Consider the following 25,383-nt stretch of genomic DNA (forward strand, 5'->3'; position numbering starts at 1 on the left):
TCCTGTACGTTGAGCGTGCAGCCGAGGGCGTCAACGAAGCAGATGGGCCCTTATCGGCGGCCTGCACGCTAGAGGTTGACCAACTGGGCGACCCGCTCGCGATGCCACGTGGCGTCGCCGAAGGTGAATTCCGACCCCTTGGCCCGCTTGAAGTAGAGGTGCAGGTCGTGCTCCCAGGTGAACCCGATGCCGCCGTGGAGCTGGATGCCGAGGCCGGAGACCCGGCGGTACGCGTCCGAGACGTAGGCCTTGGCCATGCTGACCGCGAGTTGGCCTTCGGGCACGCCCTCGTCCATGGCCCACGCGGCGTAGTACGTGATCGACTTGCTGTTCTCGACGTCCACCAGCATGTCCGCCGCCTTGTGCTTGACGCCCTGGTAGGAGCCGATGGGCCGGCCGAAAGCCTGCCGGATCTTCGCGTACTCGACCGTCATCTCGAGCACCTTCTGCGCGCCGCCGCACATCTCGGCGCAGAGGGCGACCGTGGCACGGTCGATGACGCGGGCGAGCGGTGCCCAGCCCGAGCCGGCCTGCCCCATGAGCGCCTCGGCTCCGAGCGCGACGTCCTTGAGCCCAACCTCGCAGAGCTTCCGCGTCTGATCCATGGTCGGCAGGAGCGTGACGCTCAAGCCGGGCGTGCCCTTGGGAACGAGAAAGAGGGACACGCCGTCTTCGGGATTTTGCCCGCCCGCTGGGGGATTTTGCCCGGAGGACGTGCGGGCCGCGACGACGATCACGTCGGCGGTGTGGGCGTCGTGGACGAAGAGCTTGGTGCCGTTCAGCGTGAAGCCCGCGCCCTTGGCCGTCGCCTGGAGCGTGATGCCGCGGGCGCCGAGATCGGCGGAGGGTTCCATCCAGGCGAGCGTCGCGCGCGCCTCGCCCGAGGTGATCTTCGGCAGCCAGGCCTTCTTCTGCGCGTCCGTGCCGGCCTCCCGGACCGCGAGACCACCCAGCAGCACGGTGGAGAAGAACGGTCCGGGCACGACCGCGCGGCCCATCTCCTCCATGAGCACCACGAGGTCGACGAAGCCCAGCCCCATGCCGCCGTGCTCGTCGGCGAAGATGAGCCCGGTCCACCCCTGCTCGGCGATCTTCTTCCAGAGGTCGGGCGTCATGCCTTCGGGGCCGTCCATGAGCTTGCGGACGGTCACCGAGGCGCACTCGTTGTCGAAAAACTTCCGGGCGGTGCTCCGCAGCAGCTCCTGCTCTTCATTGAACCCAAAGTTCATGGTCTAGCCTTTCGGAAGGCCGAGCACGCGCTCGCCGATGATGTTCTTCTGGATCTCGGTTGTCCCGCCCTCGATGGAGTTGGCGCGCGAGCGGAGGAAGCTGTACTGCCACACGCCGCCGTCCACGGCCCACCGGCTGCCCCGGCCGAGCTGGGAATACGGACCCTGGATCTCCATTGCGAGCTCCTGGAGCCGCTGGTGGCCCTCGACCCACATCATCTTGCCGGCCGAGGCCTCGGGGCCGGGCAGCTCGCCCTTGAGCAGCTTGGTGATGGCGCGCGCCCCGGTGTACTTGAACACTTCGGTGTCGATCCACATCTGCGCCAGCTTCTGGCGCACGTTGGGGTCCTGCGTGGCCGGCGCGCCGTTCTTCTTCGTGCGCTTGGCCAGGTCCACGAGTCCGTCGAGGGCGATCCGGAGCCGCACCTGAAGGCCGAAACCCAGGGCCAGCCGCTCGTACATCAGCGTGGTCATGCCCACCGCCCAGCCGTTGTTGAGCCCGCCCAGGATATTGGCCTCGGGCACCTTGACGTTGTCGAAGTAGACCTCGTTGAACTCGTCGTCGCCGGTGAGCTGCTTGAGCGGCTTCACGGTCACGCCCGGGCTGTGCATGTCGAGCAGGAAGTACGTGATCCCCTTGTGCTTCTCGGCCTTCCCGTCGGTGCGCGCCAGCAGCATCATCCAGTCGGCCTGGTGCGCGATGGACGTCCACACCTTCTGGCCGTTGACGACGTAGTGGTCGCCCACCTTCTCGGCGCGCGTCTGGAGCGAGGCCAGGTCCGAGCCCGAGTTGGGCTCCGAGTAGCCCTGGCACCAGATCTCCTCACAGGACAGCATCTTCGCCGGATAGCGCCGCTTCTGCTCCTCGGTGCCGTAGGCCATGATGGTGGGACCGGCCATGCCGATGGCCAGGATGTTGAGCACGGGGGGCGCCTTGGCCAGCGCGATCTGCTCCTGGAGGATCATCTCCTCCATGAAGGTGAGCCCGCGGCCGCCGTAGTCCTTGGGCCAGGTCAGGCCCATGAAGCCCGCTTCGTACATCTTGCGCTGCCACGTGCGCAGGAAGTCGTAGACCTCCGGCCGGGGCACGTCGGACCCCACCCGCATCCGGTCGCTCCAGTCCTTGGGCAGGTTCTTCGCGAGCCAGGACCGGACCTCTTCCCGGAAGGATGTCTGTTCAGGCGTCAGCGCAAAATCCATAAACCCTCCCTCGGGTGAGGACTTCGAGACACGGCTGCGTCACTGAACGACAATTCATTTCCATGATACGGGCCGCCCGCGAAGGGTGTCAAGACCGCATCCGCGGCGGGTTTTCCCTCCGGAAGCGCTGGGGTATACTGCGGCCCGCCATGGCCGCCCCGCTCGCGATCTCCCTGCCGCGCCTCAGGACCCATCTCGAAGCCCTCTCGCGCTTCGGGCGCAACCCCGACGGCCGGGGCATTACGCGCTCCTGCTGGAGCCCGGCGCACGAGGAGGCCCGCGCCTGGCTGCTGGGGCGGATGAAGGAGGCCGGGCTCAGCACCTGGGTGGACGAGGCGGGCAACACCTTCGGCCGTCTCGGCAACGGCGGTCCGTCGGTCATCACGGGCTCGCACATCGACACGGTGCCCAACGGCGGCCCGCTCGACGGGGCGCTGGGCGTCCTCGCCGGCCTCGAGTGCCTCCAGGCCATCCACGAGTCGGGCGTGCGCACGCGGCTGCCGCTCATGGTCGCCGCGTGGAGCGACGAGGAGGGGCGCTACGCGGGGCTCTTCGGCTCGAGCGCCTTCGCCGGCAAGCTCGACGCCAAGCAGATCCCGCGCCTCCGTGCCGCTGACGGCGAACGGCTCGTGGACGCCATGGCGCGGGCGGGCTTCAACGCCTACGACGCTCCCAAGGCGCGCTGCAACCCCAAAACGCTCTCGGCCTATGTCGAGCTGCACATCGAGCAGGGTCCGCACCTCGAGGCGGCGAAGATCCCCATCGGCGTCGTCGAGGGTATCGTGGGCAACCGCCGAAGCTGGGTGACCTTCAGGGGCCAGGCCGACCACGCCGGCACCACACCCATGGCCTGGCGCCGGGACGCCTTCATGGCGGCGGCCGAGTATGCCCTGCGCGCGCGGCGGCTGATCATCACGAAGGGCAGCGGCCGCAGCGTCACCAACTTCGGTCGGGTCGAGGTCGGCCCGGGCGTCTCCAACATCGTGCCGGACCGCTGTGTCCTCCTCCACGAGATGCGCGAGCTCGACCCGAGGGTGCTGGCCCGCCTCGAGCGCCAGTGTCTGGCCCTCGCCAGGAGCGTCGCGAAGAAGTGGAAGCTCAAGGTGACGGTCGACCCGATCTCGAAGAGCCAACCCGCGCGCTGCGCGCCGCGCGTGATGCGGGCCGTGGAGGCCGCTGCGGCCGGGCTCAAGCTCAAGGTCAAGCGGATGCCCTCCGGCGCGGGCCACGACGCCCAGAATCTCGCCCTCGTGACGGACTCGGGCATGCTCTTCATCCCCTCGCAGGGCGGGCGCAGCCACCGCCCAGACGAGACGAGCGACTGGCGGGCCATCGAGCGGGGCGCCAACACGCTCCTGTACACCCTGCTCGAACTGGCCGGCTAATTGTGAAGTTTCACACTTGGTTTTCCCGCCTCCCTCAAGTAGACTTCCGGGCTAACGCTCTGATCACCGCACCGAGGGGGCTGTGCCGACCATAACGCACCTACTGCTGGCCGTCGTGCTGACCGTGTTCCTGGCCGCTCAGGCCCGCTCCTTCGCCTACGTCATGCGCTGCCGCCGCGCCCAGGAGCCCGGGCGTCGCCGGCGGCGCTCCGACGTCCTATGGACCTCGATCCCGGTGATCATCGTGCTCGTGCTGGCCGCCCGCAGCTGGGTGGCTGTCTTCGACCTGCAGCGTCCGGCGGCGGCTTCCGCCGTCGTGGCCCCCGCCCCGGATCCGGGCGTACCACCCAGGTAAAGGGCCTTATGCGCAAGAGCCTCCTCTCCCGCATCCCCGCGGCGCTCCTGCTGCTGGCCGTGGCACTGCTGCTCTCCTCGTGCGGCTGGTCGATGTGGGACTCGCCCATGACCACGGTGAGGCCGAAGTCGGGGTTCGGCCGGGTCACGCACGAGATCTTCATGCTGATCTCGTGGTGGACGCTCGGCATCGGCATCGCCGTCGAGGCCGGGCTCCTGTGGGTCTGCTTCCGCTACCGCGAGAGGCCCGGCGCGCCCATCCCGAAGCAGGTCCACGGCCACACGGTCCTCGAGGTCTCCTGGACGATCGTCTTCGCGCTGATCCTGCTCATCTTCGCCATCCCGACGATCTCCGCGATCTTCAAGACCCAGGAGGCGCCGGCGGCGACGGCGCTGCGGGTGGACGTCGGCGGGCGGCAGTGGTGGTGGGAGTTCAAGTACCCCGACCTCAAGGTGGTCACGGCCAACGAGCTGCACCTCCCGGCGGGCCAGACGGTCGCCCTCAACCTCCACGCTCCCGACGTCATCCACTCCTTCTGGGCGCCCCGGCTGGGCGGCAAGCGGGACGTGGTGCCGGGCCGCGTCAACCGCATCACGCTGGCGCCCGACGAGCCCGGCGAGTACCCGGGCCAGTGCGCCGAGTACTGCGGCATGTCGCACGCCAACATGCGCTTCCGCGTCATCGTGCACACCAAGGCCGACTTCGAGAAGTGGGTGGCGGCCCAGCAGAGGCCGCCCGTCCAGCCCACGGATCCCCTCGCGCAGAAGGGCCAGGATCTCTTCAGCCAGTCCGCCTGCGTGGGCTGCCACACGATCGCGGGCATCTCGGGCGGCGTGCTGGGGCCCAACCTGACGCACTTCGGCAGCCGGAAGACCATGGGCGCCAACCTGATGGTGAACACGCCGGAGAACCTGGCCAGGTGGATCGAGAACCCGGGCCACATGAAGCCGGGCGTGCTGATGCCGGACCTGGGCATGCGGGGCGAGCAGTCCAAGGCGCTCGCCGCCTATCTCCTGAGCCTGAAATAAGAGGACTTCCATGGCGACACACGCGGCGTACATGCACGGCACGAAGTTGAGCGTCGGGAGCGTGCTCTGGTCCTGGATCACGACCGTGGACCACAAGCGCATCGGGCAGCTCTACGGCGTCTCGGCCTTCTTCTTCTTCCTGGTGGGAGGCATCGAGGCCGTGATCATGCGCCTGCAGCTGGCGCAACCCGACAGCACGCTGGTCGGCGCCCAGCGCTTCAACGAGCTGTTCACCATGCATGGGACTACCATGGTGTTCCTGGCGATCATGCCGATGAGCGCGGCTTTCTTCAACTACATGATCCCGCTCCTGATCGGGGCGCGGGATGTGGCCTTCCCCCGGCTGAACGCGCTCTCTTACTGGGTCTTCTTCTCGGGCGCCCTGCTGCTCCACCTGAGCTTCCTCGCGGGCACGGTGCCCGACGCCGGCTGGTTCGGCTACGCGAACCTGACCTCGGCCCAGTTCTCGCCCACGCACAGCATCGACTTCTGGATGCTGGGCCTGCAGGTGCTCGGTATCTCCTCGCTGATGGCCGGCTTCAATTTCATCGTGACCATCATCAACATGCGCGCCCCCGGCATGACGCTCATGCGGATGCCGCTGTTCGTCTGGATGAGCTTCGTGGTGCAGTTCCTGGTGATCCTGGCCTTCCCGGCCATCACGGTGGCGCTGATCCTCCTGATGTTCGATCGCTTCTTCGGCACGCTCTTCTACGCCCCGGCGGGCGGCGCCGACCCGCTGCTCTGGCAGCACCTCTTCTGGATCTTCGGCCACCCCGAGGTCTACATCCTGATCCTGCCCGCCATGGGCATCGTATCCGAGGTGCTGCCGACCTTCTCGCGCAAGCCGCTCTTCGGCGCCCCCGTGGTCATCTACTCGGGAATCATGATCGGCTTCTTGGGCTTCGGCGTGTGGAGCCACCACATGTTCTCCGTGGGCATGGGCCCGATCGCCGACTCGGCCTTCTCCATCTCGACCATGCTGATCGCGGTGCCGACGGGCGTGAAGATCCTGAACTGGATCGGCACGCTCTGGGGCGGCAGGATCCAGTTCTCGAGCCCGCTCTACTTCTCGCTGGGCTTCATCGCCATGTTCACCCTGGGCGGCCTATCGGGCGTCATGCACTCCTCCCCGCCGGTGGACCTGCAGCAGACCGATTCCTACTTCGTCGTCGCCCACTTCCACTACGTGCTCTTCGGCGGCTCGATCTTCGGGCTCTTCTCGGGCGTCTACTACTGGTGGCCGAAGATCTTCGGCAAGCTGCTCGACGAGCGGCTGGGCAAGGTGCACTTCTGGCTGATGCTGATCGGCTTCAACGTCACCTTTTTCCCGATGCACTTCCTGGGACTCATCGGCATGCCCCGGCGGATCTACACGTACGCGCCCGACCTCGGCTGGAACTTCTGGAACATGGTCTCGACGATGGGCGTGTTCGTGATCGTGCTCTCGTTCCTGGTCTTCATCTGGAACGTGATCGCGACCACGCGCTCGGGCGCCCCCGCCCCGGCGGACCCCTGGGACGGGCGCACGCTGGAATGGACCATCCCCTCGCCGCCGCCCGTGTACAACTTCGCCACCGAGCCCGTGGTCCACGCCCGCGACGACTTCTGGGTGCAGAAGCACGGCGACGGCCACGGCGCCCCGCCCCGGAAGGGCGCGCCGGCGGCCCACGTGGACACGGCGTCCATCCACATGCCTCCGCCGTCCTACTGGCCCATCCTCCTGGCGGGCGCCCTCTTCGTGATGTTCTCGGGCGCCCTCGTGAGCATCTACCAGGTGGTCGGGGGCGGCCTCTTGACGCTCTACTGCATGATCCGGTTCATGCTCGAGTACCATCATCAAACGGATGTGGGGCCGCCCGCGGGAGGGCCCCATTGATGGCCGCGGAGCACACCGCCGTCGCGCACGACCCGAACATCGGCTGCACCGGGCTCGACCATCGCAAGATGGGGATGTGGGCCTTCCTCGGCTCCGAGTGCATGTTCTTCGGCTCGCTGATCGGCACGTACCTCGCCTACAAGGGCAAGAGCATCAACGGGCCGGGCCCCCACGAGATCCTGAACATCCCGCTGACGTCGCTCAGCGCCTTCGTCCTACTCATGTCGTCCCTGCTGATGGTGCTGGCGCTGGCCGCTGTCCAGCGCAACGACATGAAGTGGGGCAAGATCTGGCTCTTCATGACGGCGGTGTTAGGCGCGGGCTTCGTCGGCTTCCAGATCTTCGAGTTCACGCACTTCGTCCACCTGGGCCTGACGCTCCAGACGAACCTCTTCGGCTCCACCTTCTTCGTGCTGACGGGCTTCCACGGCGCCCACGTCACGGGCGGCGTCATCTGGCTCCTCTCGCTCTGGGTGCTGGCGCTGCGCGGCAAGCTCGGGGCGCAGGACTCGCTCAAGGTCGAGATCTGCGGCCTGTACTGGCACTTCGTGGACATCGTCTGGATCGCCATCTTCACCCTCATCTACCTGATCCCGTAGGAGGCCGAGGGTTATGGATTCGAGCCACGCCGCTCCCACAGCAGCCCACGCCCCGGGCGGGGGCCATGCCACGGTCCAGACCTATATTCGGGTGGCCGTGGTGCTAGGCCTTCTCACCGCCATCGAGATCGGCGCGCTGTACGTGCCGGGCATCCCGAGCCACGCCCTGGTCGCGCTGCTCCTCGTCTTCTCCGTCTTCAAGTTCGGGCTGGTGGTCGCCTTCTTCATGCACCTGCGCTACGACAACAAGCTGCTGACCGTGCTCTTCGTCGGCCCACTCATCATCGCCGTCACCATCATCCTCGCCATCATGGCGCTCTTCGGCGCCTACATCCTGCTCGCGCGCGGGTAGAAGCATGGCGCACGTAGTGCCCGGGCCCGCGGGGCCGCCGCCCCTCGGGCCCGACGGCTTTGACTGGACCGCGTGGCACCCCGATCTCACCGTCGTCGCGGGCGTCGCGGCGCTCGGCGGCGTGTACGTAGCCGCGCTCCGCCGGGGGCGCGCCCAGGGCCGGCGCGTGAAGGGCGTCAAGGTGGTCTCCTTCTTCGCGGGGCTCGCGGTGCTGCTGGGCTCGCTGACCGGGCCGCTCCACGATCTCTCGGACCACTACCTCTTCAGCGCCCACATGGTCCAGCACCTCCTGCTGGTTTTCGCCATGCCGCCGCTCCTGCTCTACGGCACGCCGGGCTGGATGCTCTCGCCGCTCCTGCGCCACCCGCTCGTGCTGAGCCTCGGGCGCCGCCTGACGCGGCCCTCGGGGGCGTTCGCGAGCTTCAACCTCGTGCTCGTGGCCTGGCACCTGCCGCCGCTCTACAACCTGGCGATGGATCACCACGGCGTGCACATCGTCGAGCACCTCATGATCATGGTCGTATCGGTCATCCTGTGGTGGCCGGTGATGTCGCCCTCGCACGAGCTGCCGCGCGCGCCCTATCCCGTGCAGATGCTGTACCTGTTCGTGGTCGGCTTGCCCATGGTCGTCGTCTCGATCTTCATCACGATGGCCGGGAGCGTGCTCTACCCCTACTACGCTGCGGCGCCCCGGGTGTGGGAGGCGCTCACGCCGCACACCGACCAGCACCTGGGCGGCCTCATCATGTGGATCCCCGGGGGGCTCGTCTTCCTGATCGCGATCAGCGTCGTCTTCTTCCGCTGGCAGGCCGCCGGTGGCCAGGACGGCGCCATCGCCCCGCTCGGAGCCTCGCATGGCGGGTAGCCCGCCGCGCGCCTGCCCGCCGCGCGCCTGGGCGTGGGCGGCTATCGTCGCCCTCTCCCTGCTCATGACCATGGGCAACATCGTGAGCGCCACCGGCTCCGGCCTCGCTTGCCCCGACTGGCCGCTCTGCCACGGGCGCCTCCTGCCGCCCGCGCAAACTGAGGTCCTGATCGAGTTCAGCCACCGGCTCAAGGCCATCCCGTTCACCCTGCTGCTGCTCGTGACCGTGGTCCTGACGTGGCGGCGCACGACGGCGCGCGCGCCGCGACGCTTGAGCCTCATCCTGGTCGCCCTCCTCGCGGCACAGATCGGCCTGGGCGGCGTAACGGTGCTTTTCAAGCTGCCTGATCTCGTGAGCACCGCCCACCTCGTGAACGCGCTCCTGATCCTCGCCGGGCTCATCATCCTGGCCGAGGGCACGCGGGCGCACCCCCCGGTGCCGGCGCGGCTCAAGCGGCTGGCCATGGCCGGCCTGGCGGCGCTCCTCCTCCAGCTGGCGCTCGGCGGATACGTGCGCCACGCGGGGGCGGGGCTCGCCTGCCCCGACTTCCCGCTCTGCAGCGGCAGCCTCCTGCCGCACCACTGGGAGAGCGGGGTTCACTGGACCCACCGGTGGCTCGGAGTGGTGTTCCTCGGGCTCTTCGTCCACCTCGCGCTGACGGCGCGGCGTACGGCGCTGGCAAGGCCCGCGGCGGCGGCGGCGGTGCTCGCCGTCCTGCAGGTGGCGCTGGGGATCATGGCCGTGCTCGGAGGGCCGGCCGTGCCGCTCCGTGCGGCGCACGCCGTGGTCGCCTACGCGCTGTGGGGAGTGCTCGTCTGGCTCTCGGCTCACGCCGAGGGGTGGATTGCCGTCGCGCGGGGCGCGGAAGCCCCGACGCGCGAGATCATCGGCGGGGTCGCCCGTGCCTCCTAGGGCTTTAAGCCCGACCGCCCGCGCGTGGGCGGCCACGGGCCTCGGCGAGCGCGTCGGCGCCTACGCGGAGCTGTCCAAGTTCGGCATCGTGCTGCTCGTGCTGGTCTCGGCGGCGGCCGGCTTCATGCTGCGCGCGCCGCTCGGCGCCGACTTCCCCTGGGCGCACGGCCTGGTCGTGCTGGCGGGCGTGATGCTGCTCTCCTCGGGCGCGTCGGCCCTCAACCAGGTGCAGGAGCGAGACAAGGACGCGCTGATGGCGCGGACGGCGAACCGTCCCCTGCCCTCGGGGCGTCTCTCGCACGCCCAGGGCCTCGCCTTCGCCGCCCTTGCCACGGTCGGGGGCGCGGTCGTGCTGTGGCTCGGCATCGGCCGCACCGCGGGCGTGCTCGGGATCATTGCGGCGGTTTTCTACAACGGGGTCTACACGCCGTGGCTCAAGCCGACTTCGCCCTTCGCCGCCGTGCCGGGCGCCATCCCCGGCTCGATCCCGCCCGTCATCGGCTGGGTGGCGGCCGGCGGCAGTCTCACGGACGCCGGCGCCATCATCCTCTTCGGCATCCTCTTCCTCTGGCAGATGCCCCACTTCTGGGCGCTGGCGCTCCGCTACCGCGCCGACTACGCCTCGGGCGGCTTCCCCATGGTCAGCGAGGTGGTGGGCGTCGAAGGCACGGCGCGGCTCATCCTGCTCTACGCCTCGGGGCTGACCGCGTGGTCTCTTGCGGCGCCGACCTTCGGCGTCGGCGGGCCGGTAACCTTCGTGATCGCGGCGCTGCTCGGCGGGCGGCTCATGTGGCTCGCCGTCAAGTTCGCCCGCGAGCCCCACGACCAGCGAGGCTGGCTCAAGCTCTTCCTCTTCTCGAACTTCTACCTCCTGTTGCTTTTCGCCGGGATGGTCGCCGAGCGCCTCCTGCTGCGCCTCTTCTGACGGGGTCAGGTCTTGCATTCCTACATTGCCTACGCGCTGAGACATACCCCGCCAAGGAACCAATGTAGGAATGCAAGACCTGACCCCAAGGTTTGGTATCCTAGGATGCTCGCAAGCGCGCACCCATGAACATCTGCGTCGTCGGCACAGGGTATGTCGGGCTCGTCACCGGGGCGGTCTTCGCCGACCTGGGCAACGACGTGGTCTGCGTGGACAACGACCGCGCCAAGATCGACGCCCTCAAGGCCGGGCGCATGCCCATCTACGAGCCGGGCCTCGAGGAGATGGTCGCGCGCAACGTGGAGGACCGGCGGCTCTCGTTCACCACGGACCTGGGCGCGGGCATCCGCCATGGGGACGTGATCTTCATCTCCGTCGGCACGCCGCCCAAGGACAGCGGCGAGACCGACCTCTCGCACGTCGAGGCGGTCGCGGCCGAGATCGGCCGCTCGATGGACCGCTACAAGGTGGTCGTCAACAAGTCCACGGCCCCGGTCGGCACGGGCGAGCTCGTCCGCGAGGTCATCGGGCGCCACCAGCCGCGCCCGGTCGAGTTCGACGTCGTGTCGAACCCCGAGTTCCTGCGCGAGGGCTCGGCCATCGAGGACACGCTCCGCCCGGATCGCATCGTGATCGGCGCGCCCTCCCAGCAGGTGGCGATGACGCTCGTCGAGCTCTACGCGCCGCTCGAGCGACCCATGATCATCACCGACCTGCCGTCGGCGGAGGTCATCAAGTACGCGTCCAATGCCTTCCTCGCCGCCAAGATCTCCTTCATCAACGCCATCGCCAACATCTGCGAGGCGGCCGGCGCCGACGTGACGCAGGTCATGAAGGGCATGGGGCTCGACCCGCGCATCGGCGGGGCGTTCCTCCAGGCGGGGCTGGGCTACGGCGGCTCCTGCTTCCCCAAGGACGTGGACTCGCTCATCCACACGGCCGGCCGCCTCGGCTACGACTTCAAGCTCCTCCGCTCGATCGTGGAGATCAACCGCGAGCGCGCCGCGCATCTCGTCGAGACCGTCGCCAAGGCCCTGGGCCCGCTGGACGACACGACGATTGCGGTGCTGGGCCTCGCCTTCAAGCCGAACACCGACGACATGCGCGAGGCCAAGAGCGTGGAGGTCGTCCAGCTCCTGCACGCGGCCGGCGCCAGGATCCGCGCCTACGACCCGGCGGCCATGGACAACGCCAGGCGGCTCCTGCCGGCCGGCGTCACCTTCAGCGCCTCGCCCTACGAGGCGGCCGAGGGCGCGCACGCGGTCGTGCTGGTGACGGAGTGGAACGAGTTCAAGTACCTCAACCTCGAGCGGCTGCGCGGCCTGCTCAAGCGCCCCGTGATCTTCGACGGGCGCAACCTCTGGGAGCCGGAGCGGATGCGGCGCCTCGGCTTCGAGTACTACTCGGTCGGACGGAAACCCGTCCTGCCGGCCTGAGGGCGCCCGCGTGCGGGTCCTCGTCACGGGCGGCGCGGGGTTCATCGGCTCCCACCTCTGCGACTTCCTCCTGGGGAAGGGCTGCGAGGTGGTCTGCATGGACAACCTCCTGACGGGCTCGCTCGACAACATCGCCCACATCCAGGACCCGCGGTTCGTCTTCGTCGAGTACGACGTGACCAACTTCATCTCGATCAAGGGCGCCGTCGACTACGTGCTCCACTTCGCGAGCCCCGCCTCGCCCATCGACTACCTCGAGCTGCCCATCCAGACGCTCAAGGTCGGCTCGCTCGGCACCCACCGGGCCCTCGGGCTCGCGAAGGCCCGCCACGCCAAGTTCCTCCTCGCCTCGACGTCGGAGGTCTACGGCGACCCGCTGGTGCACCCGCAGCGCGAGGACTACTGGGGCAACGTCAACCCTGTGGGACCGCGCGGCGTCTACGACGAGGCGAAGCGCTTCGCCGAGGCCATGACGATGGCCTACCACCGCGTCCACGGGCTCGACACGCGCATCGTCCGCATCTTCAACACCTACGGCAGCCGCATGCGCCTCACGGACGGCCGGGCGGTGCCGACCTTCGTCCGCCAGGCGTTGCGCAACGAGCCACTGACCGTCTTCGGCGACGGCTCCCAGACGCGCTCCTTCACGTACGTCTCCGATCTCGTGGAGGGCATCTGGCGGCTCATGCAGGCGCCCATCAACGACCCGGTCAACATCGGCAACCCCCGCGAAATGACCCTCCTCGAGCTCGCGAAGCACGTCATCCGCGCCGCGGGCTCCACGAGCGAGATCGTCTTCCGCCCGCTGCCGACCGACGACCCGAAGGTCCGCCAGCCAGACATCGGCCGGGCGCGGCGGCTGCTCGGCTGGGAGCCGGCCGTCGAGCTCGAAGAGGGACTGGCCCGAACACTCGAATGGTGCCGCGCGATGGGGCGCCCCGCGTGAAGGTGCTCGTCACGGGGGGAGCGGGCTTCATCGGCTCCCACGTCGCGGACGCCTTCATCCGCGCCGGGCACGCGGTGGCCATCGTGGACGACCTCTCCACCGGCAACCGCGCGTGGCTCCCCCCGCAGGCGGCCTTCCACGCGCTGGACATCCGGAGCGGGCAGCTCAGCGAGGTCTTCGCGGCCGAGCGTCCCGACGCGGTGGCGCACCTGGCCGCCCAGGCCTCCGTCGGCCGTTCCGTCGCCGATCCGGCCTTCGACGCGTCGGTCAACATCGGGGGCGGGCTCAACCTGCTTGACTGCTGCCGGCGCTTCGGCGTGCGGCGGATGATCTACTCCTCGAGCGGCGGCGCCGGCTACGGCGACACGGACCTGATCCCCACGCCCGAGGAGCACCCGGCCCGGCCCGCCTCGCCCTACGGGATCACCAAGGTCGCGATGGAGCAGTACGTCGAGGCCTGGGGCGCCCTCTGGGGCATGAGCGGCATCTCTCTCCGCTACGCCAACGTGTACGGTCCGCGCCAGAACCCCCACGGCGAGGCGGGCGTGGTGGCCATCTTCTGCCGCCGCGTCCTGGCCGGCGAGGCGCTGGTGATCAACGGCGACGGGCTCCAGACGCGCGACTTCGTCTACGTGGACGACGTGGCGGCGGCCAACCTGCTGGCCCTCGAGCGCGCGGACGTCACCGGGCCGGTGAACATCGGGACGGGAGTGGAGACCTCGGTGAACGCCATCTGCGTCGCGCTCAGCAAAGCCGCGGGATCGAGCGTCGACGCCGTCCACGCCCCGGCGCGACCCGGCGAGCAGCGGCGCAGCTGCCTGAGCCCCAAGCTCGCCGAGCGCGTGCTCGGCTGGCGTCCGACCGTGCCTCTCGGCGACGGCTTGATCCAGACTCTCGACCATTTCAGGAAGGAGACCAAACGATGATCGACGAGGAGCTGCGGGCCATCCTGGCCTGCCCGGCCTGCAAGGGCAACCTCATCTTCGAGGAAACGCGCATTATCTGCCAGCGGTGCCAGAAGGCCTACCCGATCCGCGACGGCATCCCGGTCATGCTCATCAGCGAGGCGCAGCCCTGGACACCGGACACATAACCGCCGTCATCCTGGCCGGGGGCCAAGGCACGCGCCTGCGCCCCCTGACGAGCTCCCGCCCGAAGCCTGTCGTCCCGCTGCTCAACATCCCGTTTCTGGCCTACCAGCTGGCCCTGCTGCGTCGGCACGGGGTCGAGCGCGTCGTGCTGTCGTGCTCCTATCTCGTGGACGAGGTTCGGCGGACCATGGGCGACGGCGCCGGCTGGGGCGTCGGGCTCCACTACGCCGTCGAAGCGGAGCCGTTGGGGACGGCGGGCGGCGTCCGGAACGCGGCCGATCTCGTGAGCGGCCTCGTCGTCGTGCTCAACGGCGACGTCCTGACCGACGTCGACCTCTCCGCCATGCTGCGCTTCCACGCCCAGCGCGGGGCGCGGGCCACGATCTTCCTGACGCGCGTGGAAGACCCCAGCCCCTACGGCCTGGTCGAGGTGGCGGGCGACGGGCGCGTGACAGGATTCGTGGAGAAACCAAGCGCGGCGCAGCGCACGGCCGACACGGTCAACGCCGGGATCTACGTGCTCGACGGCGCCCTGCTGGCGCGAATCCCGCCCGGCCGCGTCGCGTCCATGGAGCGCGAGTTCTTCCCGGGGCTCCTGGCCGACGGCCTGCCTTTCTTCGGGTGGGTCGGCGACGGCTACTGGATTGACATCGGCAGCCCCGAAAAGTACCGCCAGGCCCAGCTCGACCTGCTGGAGGGCCGGGTGGCGACGGACGTGGGCCCGGCGGGCGCGGGCGGCGACCGGCTATCGATCGCGACCGATGCAATCTTGGGCGCGCGCGTCTCCGCCGTGGCGCCGGTCGTGATCGGCGCGGGGTGCCGGCTCGCGGACGACTGTCGCGTCGGCCCGTCCGCCGTCCTGGGCCCGGGATGCGCCGTTGGAGCCGCGGCAGCCGTCGAGGGCGCCGTCCTCTGGGAGCGCGTCTCGGTGGGCGCCGGCGCCGTGCTCCGCGACTGCATCGTCGGCGCGGACGTCCGCATCGGCCCGCACGCCCACGTCGGCCCCGGCGTCGTGCTCGAGGACGGCGCCGTCGTGGCCTCGCACGCCCGCCTCGTCCGCTGACGCATCGCGGCTCAGCGCGTGATATCCTGAGACAGATGACCACGGACCGCATCCGCAACTTCTCCATCGTTGCCCACATCGACCACGGCAAGTCCACCCTGGCGGACCGCCTGCTGTCCCTCACCGGCACCATGGACGCCAAGAAGGCCGTGGGGCAGGTCCTCGACTCGATGGACCTCGAGAAGGAGCGCGGCATCACCATCAAGGCCCACACCGTGCGCCTCCTCTACGCGGCGCGCGACGGCCACGAGTACACGCTCAACCTGATCGATACGCCCGGCCACGTGGACTTCTCCTACGAGGTGTCGCGCTCACTGGCCGCGTGCGAGGGCGCGCTCCTGATCGTGGACGCGGGCCAGGGCGTCGAGGCCCAGACGCTGGCAAACTTCTACCTCGCGCTGGACGGCGGGCTCGAGATCATCCCGGTCATCAACAAGATCGACTTGCCGGCGGCGGACGTTCCCGGCACGCGGGCGCAGATCACCGAGATCCTGGGGCTCGACGGCGACACGGCGCTCACGATCTCGGCGAAGCACGGTACGGGCGTGCCCGAAGTGCTGGAAGCCATCGTGAGCCGCATCCCGCCACCGAAGGGAGACGCGGAGGCGCCGCTCAAGGCGCTCGTCTTCGACTCCTTCTACGACTCGTACCAGGGCGTCGTCGTCTACGTCCGGCTGATCGACGGGCGCGTGCGGGCGGGGATGCGCGCCCTGTTGATGTCGAACGGCAAGACGTACGAGGTCCAGCAGGTCGGCGTCTTCGCCCCCGACATGCGCGCGGTCGACGAGCTCAGCGCGGGCCAGGTCGGCTTTCTCACGGCTTCCATCAAGCGCGTGGCCGACGCGAAGATGGGCGAGACGATCACGGATGTGCTGAAGCCGACGGCCGAGCCCTGCCCCGGCTACCGCGACGCCAAGCCGATGGTCTTCGCCGGTCTCTACCCCATCGAGGACACCGAGTACGAAGGCCTGCGGGACGCGCTCGAGAAGCTGCGCCTCAACGACTCCGCCTTCAACTTCGAGCCCGAGACCTCGCTCGCGCTCGGCTACGGCTTCCGCTGCGGCTTCCTGGGCATGCTCCACCTCGAGATCGTCCAGGAGCGGCTCGAGCGCGAGTTCAACCTCTCGCTGATCGTCACGGCCCCGAGCGTGCGCTTCCGCATAGTCACACCCCGAGGCGAGACCATCGAGATCGACAACCCGTCCAAGCTGCCGCCGCCGGACAAGATCGAGAAAATCGAGGAGCCCTACGTCCGCGGCTCCATCTTCGTGCCGACGGAGTTCATGAGCGAGATCTACAAGCTCGCGCAGGAGAAGCGGGGCGAGCACAAGTCGCTCGAGTACCTGGGCAAGCGCTGTCACATCCAGTTCGACTTCCCGCTCTCCGAGATCGTGGTCGACTTCTACGACAGGCTCAAGTCCATCTCGAAGGGCTACGCGTCTTTCGACTACGACTTTCTCGAGTTCCGCGAATCGGACATGGTCAAGCTGGACATCCTCCTCAACGGCGACCCCGTGGACGCGCTCTCCGTCATCGTCCACCACGAGAAGGCCTACGAGAAGGGCAAGGCGCTGGCGGAAAAGCTCCGAGCCGTCATCCCGCGGCAGCTCTACGAGGTCGCCATCCAGGCGGCCATCGGCAGCCGGGTCATTGCCCGCGAGACCGTCAAGGCCATGGGCAAGAACGTTACCGCCAAGTGCTACGGCGGCGATATCTCGCGAAAACGCAAGCTGCTCGAGAAGCAGAAGGAGGGCAAGAAGCGCATGAAGCAGGTCGGCAAGGTCGAGGTGCCGCAGGAGGCGTTCCTGTTGGTCCTCAAGAGCTGAGCGTCAGATGAGCCCCACCGAGACCCAACCCGAAGCGCCCGCGCCCGTCGAGGCGGGGGCCCCCGCGCGCCGCAAGTCGCTCGTCCGCGAGTACGCCGAGGCCATCTTCATCGCCGTGCTGCTGGCGCTCGTGATTCGCCAGTGCGGGGTCCAGGCCTTCACCATCCCGTCGGGCTCCATGATGGAGACCCTGCTCGTGGGCGACTACATTCTCGTCAACAAGTTCCTTTACGGCGCCGAGCTGCCGTTCTCGGACACCCACCTGCCGGGCTTCCGCACGCCGGACCGCGGCGACATCGTCGTGTTCAAGTACCCCAACGACGAGAGCCGCGACTTCATCAAGCGCATCATCGCGGTCGGGGGCGACACCGTGCAGGTGCAGGACAACCGCGTCAAGCTCAACGGCCGGCCGATCGAGGAGCCCTACGTCCGACCCGGCTCGATCCCCGCCGTCCCGTCGGGCCACTGCGGCTACCTCTACGGATGCGACCCGCTCGTGGTGCCGTCGGGCTCGTACTTTGTCATGGGCGACAACCGGGACAACTCGCAGGACAGCCGCTACTGGGGCTTCGTCCGGCGCGAGAAGATCCGCGGCAAGGCCTTCCTGATCTACTGGTCGTGGAACGGGGAGAGCCACTGGCCGCGTTGGGGCCGCCTGGGCAACTGGCTGCCCTAGGCAGGCTGCCGATAAGGGGCCATCTGCGCCATTTAGCAAAAAGATTGTTGGGGCGCCCTCGGCCGCACGTTCGTGGCCGTTCGAGCTGAGGGGCGGGGCCCCGAGGCGAGGGCTGAGATGATGGTTCGTACGCCTCGCGTGCGGATCAACTCAGCCCTCGTCTCGCGACGGCCGCTCAACTCGAACGGCGGGGCGCCGCCTCGCATCTGGACCTTTTTGAGGAGCCTGGGGATTAGGTAGTGATGGCCTCATTTGACTCGTGGATTCCGCGCTCGGGCTCGATCGGCGCGTATCTGCATGTCCCCTTCTGCACGAAGCGCTGCGGCTACTGCTCCTTTAACACAGCGCCCGTTTCGCCCGGCGCCGTCGCGCGCTTCCTCCCGACGCTCCTCGGCGAGATGGATCTCGTCGCCCGCGCCCCGTGGGCGGGCGCCGTCGACCTTCGCAGCGTCTTCCTCGGCGGCGGCACGCCTTCGCTGCTGCCCGCCGAGGCGATGGCGGAGATCCTCGATCGCCTCCGGTCGCGCTTCGGCATCGAGGCCGGCGCCGAGATCACGGTCGAGTGCAATCCCGAGAGCGTGAGCCTCGAGCGGCTGTCGGGCTATCGCCGGGCGGGCGTCACGCGCATCAGCCTGGGTGTCCAGAGCCTGGACGACCGCATCCTGCCGACGCTGGACCGGCTCCACACGGCCGCGCAGGCGTGCCGTGCCTTCGATGCCGCGCGCGCCGCGGGCTTCGAGGATGTCAGCGTCGATCTGATCTACGGCCTGCCGGCGCTCGACCTCGCGACCTGGGAGGAGACGGTCAAGGGTGCGCTCGGCTGGGGGCCCGATCACCTCTCGGCCTACGCCCTGACGCTCGACGAGGGCAGCCTCTGGCACGCGGCGGCGTCCGCAGGGCGAGCCGCAGGACGTCGCGGGGCTGGGGCCCCGCCGACCGAGGCGAGCGAAATTTCAATAGTCCTCCCGCCGGAGGACACGGTGACCGCGCAGTACACGCGCCTCACCGAGCTCGCGGCGGAGGCGGGCTTCGAGCACTACGAGGTCTCCAACTACGCCCGCCCGGGGCACCGCTCGACGCACAACCAGATCTACTGGCGCGCCGAGGAGTACCTGGGCCTGGGCCCGGGCGCCTGCGGGTTCCTCGGCGACGTGCGCTACGGCAACGTCAAGTCCGTCGAGCGCTACGGCGCCATGGTCGCGGGCGGTGAGCCGCCCGTCGGGACGCACGAGACGCTGACGCCGCGCCAGCGCATGGCCGAGCGCCTGATCCTGGGTCTCAGGCTCGGCGACGGCGTGCCGGCAGCGTGGCTCGACGAGCGCGCGGCGCTGGGACCGGCGCGGCTCCAGGCCACGCTCGCGGCGTGGCGTGAGCGCGGGCTCCTCGGCGGGCGGGACGGGCGCGTCCGCCTGACCGAGGCGGGCTTTCTCCTCTCGGACGCGCTCTTCATCGATCTCCTTTAATCGGGTACGATACGGCCACCATGGCTCTGCCCCTTCTCGACCAGCGCCTGCGGCAGGTGCTCCTGGCTGTCATCGCGGAATACGTGGAGACCGCTCAGCCCGTGGGGTCGCGCTCCGTCTCGCGCCGTCACGTCCGGGGGCTATCGCCGGCGACCATCCGCAATGCCATGGCCGACCTCGAGGAGCAGGGCTTTCTCACCCACCCTCACACGTCGGCCGGCCGCGTGCCGACGGACAAGGCCTACCGCTTCTACGTCAGCGCCCTGGGCGAGGTGCCGTGGAAGGCCGCCCCGGCCGGTGCCAAGACCGCGGAGACCGCCGCCCCGCCGGCGGACGCGGGCGAGCGACTCATGTCGGAGACACCCACGCGCCTCTCGGACGGCACGCACATGACCGGGATGCTCCTCGCCCCGCCGCTCCGCCGCACCGCGCTGGACCGGATCGAGCTGGTCGGCCTGGGCGAAGACCGCGCGCTGGCCGTGGTCGTCACGGATACGGGCTGGGTCACGGCCCGCGCCATCACGCCGCTGCCCCGCCCGGGCGTCGAGGAGCTGCGGGAGATCGGCCGGACCCTGACGCGGCGCTACCGCGGCAAGACCTTCCAGGCCATCCTCGACGACATCGAGCACCCGGCCGACCCGCTCGACCCGCTCTGGACCAGGAGCCGTGGCGTCCTCGACGAGATCGCCGGGCTGCTGCGCGACCGCAACCTCTACATCAGCGGCGCCATCAACGTGCTCGACCACCCCGACTTCAGCGATGTCGGCACCATGCGCGGGCTGCTCAAGGCCTTCGAGGACAAGGCGCGCCTCGTGGACCTCCTGACGCGCATGGCCGAGGAGCGGGGCGTGCAGGTCCTGATCGGAGGGGAAAATCCGGTCGAGGAGATGCGCGAGTGCAGCCTCATCACCTCCACGTACACCTACCGCGGTCAGGTGCTGGGCGTGCTGGGAGTGGTCGGGCCGCGACGCATGGCCTACGGCGACGTCATCGCCATCGTGGACGAGACCGCGCGGCTCGTCTCCGACTCGTTATCGCGGGTGCAGAGAGAACTGTACCTCCCATCCTGATGCGGTGCCGGCCGCAGGTCCTTGTTCATCAGCGGGGGCCTCGACTAGTCTCAGCCCTCGCGCCTCGCCTTCGGCAGCGGCTCACACCGCGTGCCCCCGCACTCCCCCCGTCCGCAGGTCAAACCGGTGCCTGCCGCAGGTCAACCTGCTCCCGTCTGCTATACTTTCTGTGTCATGAACGACCACATCCTGGACCCTGACAACGGCGGTATTTCGCTCGAGCCCGAGGAAGAGATCCGGCGCCTCCGCGACGCCCTCGAAGCCAAGACAGGCGAGGCCGAGGAGCACCGCGACCGCTACCTCCGGGCTGCCGCCGAGTTCGACAACGCCCGCAAGCGCGCCGCCCGCGAGCGCGAGGAGTACACGCGCTACGTCAACGAGTCGCTCCTGCGCGAGCTCCTGCCGGTCCTCGACAATTTCGAGCGGGCGCTCCAGGCGGCCCGCGGCGAGCCCGCGGCGGCGGCCGTCACGGCCGGGGTGGAACTGACCCAGCGCGAGCTCCTGCGCGTGCTGGAGAAGTTCGGCGTGACCCCCTTCCCCTCCGTCGGCCAGCCCTTCGACCCCGAGCGGCACGAGGCCATCGCGCGCGTGCCCGCCCAGGGCCGGCCCGAGGGCACGGTGGTGGACGAGACGGCGCGCGGCTATCTCCTCAACGGGCGCGTCCTCCGCCCGGCCATGGTCACCGTGGCCTCGAGCCCCGACCCGTCCTAGCGTGGCGTCCAAGGACTACTACTCGGTCCTCGGCGTGGGCCGGGGCGCCGACGACGCCCTACTCAAGAAGGCCTACCGCGCCCTCGCCCGGCAGCACCACCCTGACAAGAACCTCGGTGACGCCCGGGCCGAGGAGCGCTTCAAGGAGATCAGCGAGGCGTACGCCGTGCTCTCCGATCCGGACAAGCGCGCGCACTACGACCGCTTCGGCACCGTCGCTGGGCCCGGCGGCGGCCCCGGCGACGTCGGCTTCGGCACCATCATCGAGGACCTCTTCGAGGGGTTCTTCGGCGGCGGAGGCGGAGCGCGCCGCGCGCGCGCACGGCGCGGCGAAGACCTCCAGTACCGGCTCGAGATCTCGCTCGAGGAGGCCGCGCACGGGATCGAGACCAAGCTCCAGGTTCCCCGCCACGAGACCTGCGAGGCCTGCCGCGGCTCGGGCCAGGAGCCCGGCACCACGCCCGAGACGTGCGGGACCTGCCGCGGCCAGGGGCAGGTCCGCTTCTCCCAGGGCTTCCTCACCGTCGCGCGCCCGTGCCCGGCCTGTGGAGGCGCGGGCCGCGTCAACCGCCACCCGTGCGCGGGCTGTCGTGGCGAAGGCCGCGTGGCGCGCGAGCGACTGCTCACGGTGACGATCCCCGCGGGGATCGAGGACGGCAACCAGCTGCGCCTCTCGGGCGAGGGAGAGGGTGGTCTCAACGGCGGCCCCCCGGGCGACCTCTACGTGCTGCTCCAAATCCGGCCGCACGAGATCTTCGTGCGGCAGGGCACCGACCTCGTCTGCGCCCTGCCGCTGACCTATCCCCAGGCCTGCCTCGGGGACGAGGTCGACGTGCCCGTCCTCGACGGCAAGGCGCGGCTGACGGTGCCGCCCGGCACCCAGCCGGGCCAGCGCTTGACGCTCAAGGGCAAGGGGATGCCCCACTTCAGAGGGCGGGGGCACGGCCATGCGGTCTACGAGGTGGTCATCGAGGTGCCGAAGAAGCTCTCGCAGCGGGAGCGGGAGCTCCTCGAAGATCTCCGCGAGGCATCGAAGGCGTCCTCGGGCCCGCTGCTCTCCTCTTTCCTCGAGCGGATGAAGAAGCTCTTCGGCAGTTGATGGCCTTCTGGCAGATCACCGTCCCGACCTCGCCCGAAACCTCCGAAGGCCTGACCAACTTCCTCTGGGAACAGGGCGCCCTGGGCGTGGTGGAGGAGGAGAGCCCCGTCTCTGCGGCGAGGCTTCGCGCCTTCTTCTCCGACAGCGCCTCGTCCACCGCCCTCGTAACCTCGGTGCGGGAGTACGCGGCCGGCCTCAGCACCCTGGGCTTCCTGACGGCGCCGGGCGATGTGGAGATCGCGCCGCTCCTCGAGGAAGCCTGGGCCAGCGCGTGGCAGCAGTGCTTCCCTCCGCGGGCTGTCGGGCGGAGGCTCTGGGTAAAGCCGCCGTGGGAAGCGGCAGAGGCGACGGATCGAATCGCGGTCGTGATCGAGCCCGGGCGCGCCTTCGGCACGGGACACCACGGCAGCACCGAGGGATGCCTGGCGCTCCTCGACGAAGCCATCGCCGACACACGGCCCGAGCGGGTCCTCGACATCGGCACCGGCACGGGCATCCTCGCCGTCGCCGCCGTCAAGCTGGGCGCGGGACTCGTCGTGGCTCTGGACGTGGATCCGGACGCCATCGCGGCCGCGCGGGTCAACGCCGCCCGCAACAGCTGCGCCGAGCGCATCGAGCTCCTCATGGCTGGGCCCGAGTCGCTCCGCGACGTCCCGCCCTTCCCGCTCGTCCTCGCCAACCTCCTCGCCCACACCCATCTGGCGCTCGCTCCGCACTATCGCCGGCTGGCGGCGCCGGGCGGCGCGCTGATCCTCGGCGGCATCCTCGAACACGAGGACAAGGACGTGATCGCGGCGCTCGAGCCGGCGGGCTTGGCGCTCCGCGGGCGGCTCGTGATCGAGGGCTGGTCCTCGCTGCTTCTGGAAGCGGCCGCCGCGTGACCCGCTTTCTCATCCGCCACGAGGGCATCGCCGGGGAGCGCGTCACCTTCGACGCCGAGGAGACGCGGCACCTGACGCGCGTGCTGCGCCTGGGCCCGGGCGACATCGTCGAGGCCTTCGACGGCATGGGCAACGTGCTGACGGTGCGGCTCGAGCGCCTGAGCGGCCGCCTCGCCTACGGCACCCTGCTCGCGCGTGCGGCGCTGCAGAGTGAATCCCCCCTGCACCTGACTCTGGCGCAGAGCATCCCCAAGGGCGACAAGATGGAGGGCATCATCCGCATGGCGACTGAGCTCGGCGCTGCGCGCGTGGTGCCGCTCGTGACGGCGCGCACCGTGGTGCGCGTCGAGCCGGGGCGGCCGGGGCCGCGCCTCTCCCGGTGGCAGCGAGTGGCCAAGGAAGCCGCCAAGCAATGCGGCCGCGCGCTCATTACCGAGGTGACGCCGCCCCAGAGCTTGGCCGCGTGGATCGCGGCCCGCGAGACCGACGGGCTGCTCGTCTGCCTCTGGGAAGACGCGCCCGAGCCCCTCGGCCCCCAGCTGCCGCCGCGGCCCGTGAGCCGCGCCACGGTCGTGGTCGGACCCGAGGGCGGGCTCGAGCGGGCCGAGGCCGACACCCTCCGCGTCGCGGGCGCGGTGGTCGGGGGCCTGGGCCCTCGCATCCTCCGGACCGAGACCGCGGGGCCCGTGGGGCTGGCTATCCTACAGGCGCGCTACGGCGATCTCGGCGGAGACGGCGCCTGAGCCCAGCCTTTACCCCAGCGTTCACGTATTTCGAGGCTGGCACCTATGTCGAGGCCGGCGGAGGCAGGGGCGTGGTCGGCCGCGGCGCGACGTTGCCGGAGGCCTTCGCGCAGGTGGCCCTCGGCGTGTTCGCCCTCCTGGCGGATCCGGCCTCGGTCGAGGAGCGTGACGCGCGCGAGGTCCGTGCCCACGGTGGAGCACCCGAGACTCTCCTCGTGAATTGGCTCAACGAGTGCCTGTACGTGCTGGACGTCGAGGGCTTCGTCCCACGGCGAGTCGAGTTCACGATCTTCGCTCTCGATGCTTCCGCCCCGGGCGGCGAGCCGCTGCGCCTGCACTGCCGCCTCCACGGGGAAGATCTCGACCCGGCCCGCCACATCCCGCGGGAAACGGTGCGCGGGATCAGCAAAGACGGTGCCGCGGTGCTCGCAGTTGGCGACGGGTCTGAAGCGCGTGTCATCATCCAGGGCGGTGGTGGCCCGAATGCGTAGCCTAAATGAGACAAGCGGGCCCGGGTGGCGTGTCCTACAGTCATCGGAACGCGGGCTCGCTGGCCGGTTCGATGCAGGAACAGTCAGATAAAACAAAAGGTTATGTCATGTTGTCCGGGATGGCATCTCACTTGCTCTATACCCGCCGCGGTATGAGCTACCAGCGGACGATCAGGCGGCAGGTTTCGGTGGAAGGTATTGGGCTTCATTCCGGCGAACCGGTCAAGCTCACGCTGTCCCCCGCCGCCGCTGACACCGGCATTCTCTTCCGAGCGGCTGACGGGACCCTGGTCCCGGCCGACATTGAGCATGTCGTAGACGGGCGTGCGGCAACCACGCTCGGCGCCTTCGGCGTGCGGGTGCGCACCATCGAGCATCTGATGGCCGCCGCCGCCGCGCTCGGCATCGACAACTTCGTGGCCGACGTCAGCGCCGAGGAGGTCCCCGCCCTCGACGGCAGCGCCAAGCCCTTCGTGGACCTGCTCTACTCTGCGGGCGCCGTCACGCTGCCAGTTCCGCGCCGCGCGGTCACCGTCCGCGAGCCCGTGCGCGTCGGGGACGGCAACCGCTGGCTCGAGATCGCCCCTTCGGACGTCTTCCGCATCACCTACACGCTCGACAACCCGCATCCCGTCGTGGGCTGCCAGGTCGTCTCCCTCGATGTGAGCGAGAGTGTGTTCGTGGACGAGCTGGCCCCGGCCCGGACCTACGGCTTCCTGAAGGACGTGGCGGCCATGCGGAAGAACGGGCTGGCACGCGGCGGCTCCCTCGACAATGCCGTCGTGGTCGGCAAGCGTTCGGTGCTCAACGACAGCCTCCGCTTCGAGGACGAGTTCGTCCGGCACAAGATGCTCGACCTGGTGGGCGACCTCTGGCTCCTGGGCCGCCCGCTCACGGGTCACATCACGGCCAGGAACGCCGGCCACGCGCTCAACCACGAGCTGGTCGCCGCCATGATGGACGCCCTCGCCGCCGAGCGGCGCCAGCGGGTCGCGCGGCCGCAGACGCAAGCCCCGGGGACCCTCGCAGGTCGCCTGGAGCGGCTCGTGCCGGGCAACGGCCTCTCGTCCCACCCCGGCATCGCAGCCCTCTAGCAGCCGACTCAAACCCCTCCAAGCTGCCCGGCTTTCCCGGGCTCCTGGCCCCGCCCGACGCTA

General features: G+C 69.5%; 26 protein-coding genes. 24 read left to right on the plus strand and 2 right to left on the minus strand.

The window, feature by feature from the left end; all coding sequences use genetic code 11:
- Positions 1 to 68: 68 nt before the first annotated feature.
- On the minus strand, positions 69 to 1,229 hold the full coding sequence (locus Q7W02_17265; protein ID MDO8477910.1) for an acyl-CoA dehydrogenase family protein: 1,161 nt from the start codon (positions 1,227 to 1,229) through the stop codon (positions 69 to 71).
- A gap of 3 nt (positions 1,230 to 1,232) precedes the next feature.
- Positions 1,233 to 2,429, minus strand: coding sequence for an acyl-CoA dehydrogenase (locus Q7W02_17270; GenBank protein MDO8477911.1), 1,197 nt, complete (start codon positions 2,427 to 2,429; stop codon positions 1,233 to 1,235).
- Positions 2,430 to 2,578: 149 nt separating this feature from the next.
- Here Q7W02_17270 and Q7W02_17275 point away from each other — a divergent pair, with 149 nt between their 5' ends.
- The 24 genes from Q7W02_17275 (at position 2,579) to lpxC (ending at position 25,320) form a co-directional block, all read left to right on the plus strand.
- The gene (locus Q7W02_17275) at positions 2,579 to 3,814 is read left to right on the plus strand and encodes a Zn-dependent hydrolase (protein MDO8477912.1); all 1,236 of its coding nucleotides are present in this window, start codon (positions 2,579 to 2,581) and stop codon (positions 3,812 to 3,814) included.
- Positions 3,815 to 3,896: 82 nt separating this feature from the next.
- Positions 3,897 to 4,169, plus strand: a complete 273-nt coding sequence (locus tag Q7W02_17280) for a hypothetical protein (protein MDO8477913.1) — start codon at positions 3,897 to 3,899, stop codon at positions 4,167 to 4,169.
- 8 nt (positions 4,170 to 4,177) lie between these two features.
- A complete protein-coding gene (gene coxB / locus Q7W02_17285; GenBank protein ID MDO8477914.1) occupies positions 4,178 to 5,197 on the plus strand; it encodes a cytochrome c oxidase subunit II in 1,020 nt (339 codons plus the stop codon).
- A 10-nt stretch (positions 5,198 to 5,207) separates the two neighbouring features.
- On the plus strand, positions 5,208 to 7,076 hold the full coding sequence (gene ctaD / locus Q7W02_17290; protein ID MDO8477915.1) for a cytochrome c oxidase subunit I: 1,869 nt from the start codon (positions 5,208 to 5,210) through the stop codon (positions 7,074 to 7,076).
- Positions 7,076 to 7,675: a cytochrome c oxidase subunit 3 gene (locus Q7W02_17295; protein ID MDO8477916.1), complete on the plus strand. Its 600-nt coding sequence runs from the start codon at positions 7,076 to 7,078 to the stop codon at positions 7,673 to 7,675. The genes ctaD and Q7W02_17295 overlap by 1 nt, the downstream gene beginning before the upstream one ends.
- 13 nt (positions 7,676 to 7,688) lie before the next feature.
- Positions 7,689 to 8,027 carry a cytochrome C oxidase subunit IV family protein gene (locus tag Q7W02_17300; protein MDO8477917.1) on the plus strand — a complete coding sequence of 113 codons (339 nt, stop codon included), beginning with the start codon at positions 7,689 to 7,691 and terminating at the stop codon, positions 8,025 to 8,027.
- A 4-nt stretch (positions 8,028 to 8,031) separates the two neighbouring features.
- Positions 8,032 to 8,892, plus strand: a complete 861-nt coding sequence (locus Q7W02_17305) for a cytochrome c oxidase assembly protein (protein MDO8477918.1) — start codon at positions 8,032 to 8,034, stop codon at positions 8,890 to 8,892.
- Positions 8,882 to 9,805, plus strand: a complete 924-nt coding sequence (locus Q7W02_17310; GenBank protein ID MDO8477919.1) for a COX15/CtaA family protein — start codon at positions 8,882 to 8,884, stop codon at positions 9,803 to 9,805. The genes Q7W02_17305 and Q7W02_17310 overlap by 11 nt, the downstream gene beginning before the upstream one ends.
- A complete protein-coding gene (gene cyoE / locus Q7W02_17315) occupies positions 9,795 to 10,730 on the plus strand; it encodes a heme o synthase (GenBank protein ID MDO8477920.1) in 936 nt (311 codons plus the stop codon). Before Q7W02_17310 ends, cyoE begins: the two co-directional genes overlap by 11 nt.
- A gap of 125 nt (positions 10,731 to 10,855) precedes the next feature.
- Positions 10,856 to 12,166 (plus strand): UDP-glucose/GDP-mannose dehydrogenase family protein, encoded by a 1,311-nt coding sequence (locus tag Q7W02_17320; GenBank protein ID MDO8477921.1) that lies wholly within the window; start codon positions 10,856 to 10,858, stop codon positions 12,164 to 12,166.
- Between the two features lie 10 nt (positions 12,167 to 12,176).
- Positions 12,177 to 13,112, plus strand: a complete 936-nt coding sequence (locus Q7W02_17325) for an SDR family oxidoreductase (GenBank protein ID MDO8477922.1) — start codon at positions 12,177 to 12,179, stop codon at positions 13,110 to 13,112.
- Positions 13,109 to 14,038, plus strand: coding sequence for an NAD-dependent epimerase/dehydratase family protein (locus Q7W02_17330; GenBank protein ID MDO8477923.1), 930 nt, complete (start codon positions 13,109 to 13,111; stop codon positions 14,036 to 14,038). The genes Q7W02_17325 and Q7W02_17330 overlap by 4 nt, the downstream gene beginning before the upstream one ends.
- The gene (locus tag Q7W02_17335; protein MDO8477924.1) at positions 14,035 to 14,205 is read left to right on the plus strand and encodes a Trm112 family protein; all 171 of its coding nucleotides are present in this window, start codon (positions 14,035 to 14,037) and stop codon (positions 14,203 to 14,205) included. The genes Q7W02_17330 and Q7W02_17335 overlap by 4 nt, the downstream gene beginning before the upstream one ends.
- Positions 14,124 to 15,266: an NDP-sugar synthase gene (locus Q7W02_17340; protein ID MDO8477925.1), complete on the plus strand. Its 1,143-nt coding sequence runs from the start codon at positions 14,124 to 14,126 to the stop codon at positions 15,264 to 15,266. The genes Q7W02_17335 and Q7W02_17340 overlap by 82 nt, the downstream gene beginning before the upstream one ends.
- 35 nt (positions 15,267 to 15,301) lie before the next feature.
- Positions 15,302 to 17,092, plus strand: coding sequence for a translation elongation factor 4 (lepA, locus tag Q7W02_17345; GenBank protein ID MDO8477926.1), 1,791 nt, complete (start codon positions 15,302 to 15,304; stop codon positions 17,090 to 17,092).
- Positions 17,093 to 17,099: 7 nt separating this feature from the next.
- On the plus strand, positions 17,100 to 17,768 hold the full coding sequence (lepB, locus tag Q7W02_17350) for a signal peptidase I (GenBank protein MDO8477927.1): 669 nt from the start codon (positions 17,100 to 17,102) through the stop codon (positions 17,766 to 17,768).
- 242 nt (positions 17,769 to 18,010) lie between these two features.
- On the plus strand, positions 18,011 to 19,231 hold the full coding sequence (gene hemW / locus Q7W02_17355; GenBank protein ID MDO8477928.1) for a radical SAM family heme chaperone HemW: 1,221 nt from the start codon (positions 18,011 to 18,013) through the stop codon (positions 19,229 to 19,231).
- Positions 19,232 to 19,251: 20 nt separating this feature from the next.
- The gene (gene hrcA / locus Q7W02_17360) at positions 19,252 to 20,301 is read left to right on the plus strand and encodes a heat-inducible transcriptional repressor HrcA (protein MDO8477929.1); all 1,050 of its coding nucleotides are present in this window, start codon (positions 19,252 to 19,254) and stop codon (positions 20,299 to 20,301) included.
- Between the two features lie 174 nt (positions 20,302 to 20,475).
- Positions 20,476 to 21,012 carry a nucleotide exchange factor GrpE gene (gene grpE / locus Q7W02_17365; GenBank protein ID MDO8477930.1) on the plus strand — a complete coding sequence of 179 codons (537 nt, stop codon included), beginning with the start codon at positions 20,476 to 20,478 and terminating at the stop codon, positions 21,010 to 21,012.
- A gap of 1 nt (position 21,013) precedes the next feature.
- Positions 21,014 to 22,111: a molecular chaperone DnaJ gene (gene dnaJ, locus Q7W02_17370; protein MDO8477931.1), complete on the plus strand. Its 1,098-nt coding sequence runs from the start codon at positions 21,014 to 21,016 to the stop codon at positions 22,109 to 22,111.
- Positions 22,111 to 22,992 (plus strand): 50S ribosomal protein L11 methyltransferase, encoded by an 882-nt coding sequence (locus Q7W02_17375; GenBank protein ID MDO8477932.1) that lies wholly within the window; start codon positions 22,111 to 22,113, stop codon positions 22,990 to 22,992. Before dnaJ ends, Q7W02_17375 begins: the two co-directional genes overlap by 1 nt.
- Entirely contained in the window at positions 22,989 to 23,735 is a 747-nt protein-coding gene (locus Q7W02_17380) for a 16S rRNA (uracil(1498)-N(3))-methyltransferase (GenBank protein MDO8477933.1), read from the plus strand. Before Q7W02_17375 ends, Q7W02_17380 begins: the two co-directional genes overlap by 4 nt.
- Before the next feature lie 71 nt (positions 23,736 to 23,806).
- Positions 23,807 to 24,226, plus strand: coding sequence for an archease (locus Q7W02_17385; protein ID MDO8477934.1), 420 nt, complete (start codon positions 23,807 to 23,809; stop codon positions 24,224 to 24,226).
- Between the two features lie 131 nt (positions 24,227 to 24,357).
- A complete protein-coding gene (gene lpxC, locus Q7W02_17390; protein ID MDO8477935.1) occupies positions 24,358 to 25,320 on the plus strand; it encodes a UDP-3-O-acyl-N-acetylglucosamine deacetylase in 963 nt (320 codons plus the stop codon).
- The last annotated feature ends 63 nt before the right edge of the window (positions 25,321 to 25,383 follow it).

It is taken from the genome of Candidatus Rokuibacteriota bacterium (genome assembly GCA_030647435.1).
Classification (GTDB): domain Bacteria; phylum Methylomirabilota; class Methylomirabilia; order Rokubacteriales; family CSP1-6; genus AR37.

Coding starts and splice junctions, on each gene's coding strand:
- Q7W02_17305 (MDO8477918.1), top strand. CDS start 8,032: ATGGCGCACGTAGTGCCCGGGCCCGCGGGGCCGCCGCCCCTCGGGCCC.
- Q7W02_17275 (MDO8477912.1), top strand. CDS start 2,579: ATGGCCGCCCCGCTCGCGATCTCCCTGCCGCGCCTCAGGACCCATCTC.
- lepA (MDO8477926.1), top strand. CDS start 15,302: ATGACCACGGACCGCATCCGCAACTTCTCCATCGTTGCCCACATCGAC.
- Q7W02_17270 (MDO8477911.1), bottom strand. CDS start 2,429: ATGGATTTTGCGCTGACGCCTGAACAGACATCCTTCCGGGAAGAGGTC.
- Q7W02_17320 (MDO8477921.1), top strand. CDS start 10,856: ATGAACATCTGCGTCGTCGGCACAGGGTATGTCGGGCTCGTCACCGGG.
- Q7W02_17265 (MDO8477910.1), bottom strand. CDS start 1,229: ATGAACTTTGGGTTCAATGAAGAGCAGGAGCTGCTGCGGAGCACCGCC.
- ctaD (MDO8477915.1), top strand. CDS start 5,208: ATGGCGACACACGCGGCGTACATGCACGGCACGAAGTTGAGCGTCGGG.
- Q7W02_17300 (MDO8477917.1), top strand. CDS start 7,689: ATGGATTCGAGCCACGCCGCTCCCACAGCAGCCCACGCCCCGGGCGGG.
- Q7W02_17310 (MDO8477919.1), top strand. CDS start 8,882: ATGGCGGGTAGCCCGCCGCGCGCCTGCCCGCCGCGCGCCTGGGCGTGG.
- coxB (MDO8477914.1), top strand. CDS start 4,178: ATGCGCAAGAGCCTCCTCTCCCGCATCCCCGCGGCGCTCCTGCTGCTG.
- hemW (MDO8477928.1), top strand. CDS start 18,011: ATGGCCTCATTTGACTCGTGGATTCCGCGCTCGGGCTCGATCGGCGCG.
- grpE (MDO8477930.1), top strand. CDS start 20,476: ATGAACGACCACATCCTGGACCCTGACAACGGCGGTATTTCGCTCGAG.
- Q7W02_17335 (MDO8477924.1), top strand. CDS start 14,035: ATGATCGACGAGGAGCTGCGGGCCATCCTGGCCTGCCCGGCCTGCAAG.
- Q7W02_17375 (MDO8477932.1), top strand. CDS start 22,111: ATGGCCTTCTGGCAGATCACCGTCCCGACCTCGCCCGAAACCTCCGAA.
- Q7W02_17295 (MDO8477916.1), top strand. CDS start 7,076: ATGGCCGCGGAGCACACCGCCGTCGCGCACGACCCGAACATCGGCTGC.
- lepB (MDO8477927.1), top strand. CDS start 17,100: ATGAGCCCCACCGAGACCCAACCCGAAGCGCCCGCGCCCGTCGAGGCG.
- hrcA (MDO8477929.1), top strand. CDS start 19,252: ATGGCTCTGCCCCTTCTCGACCAGCGCCTGCGGCAGGTGCTCCTGGCT.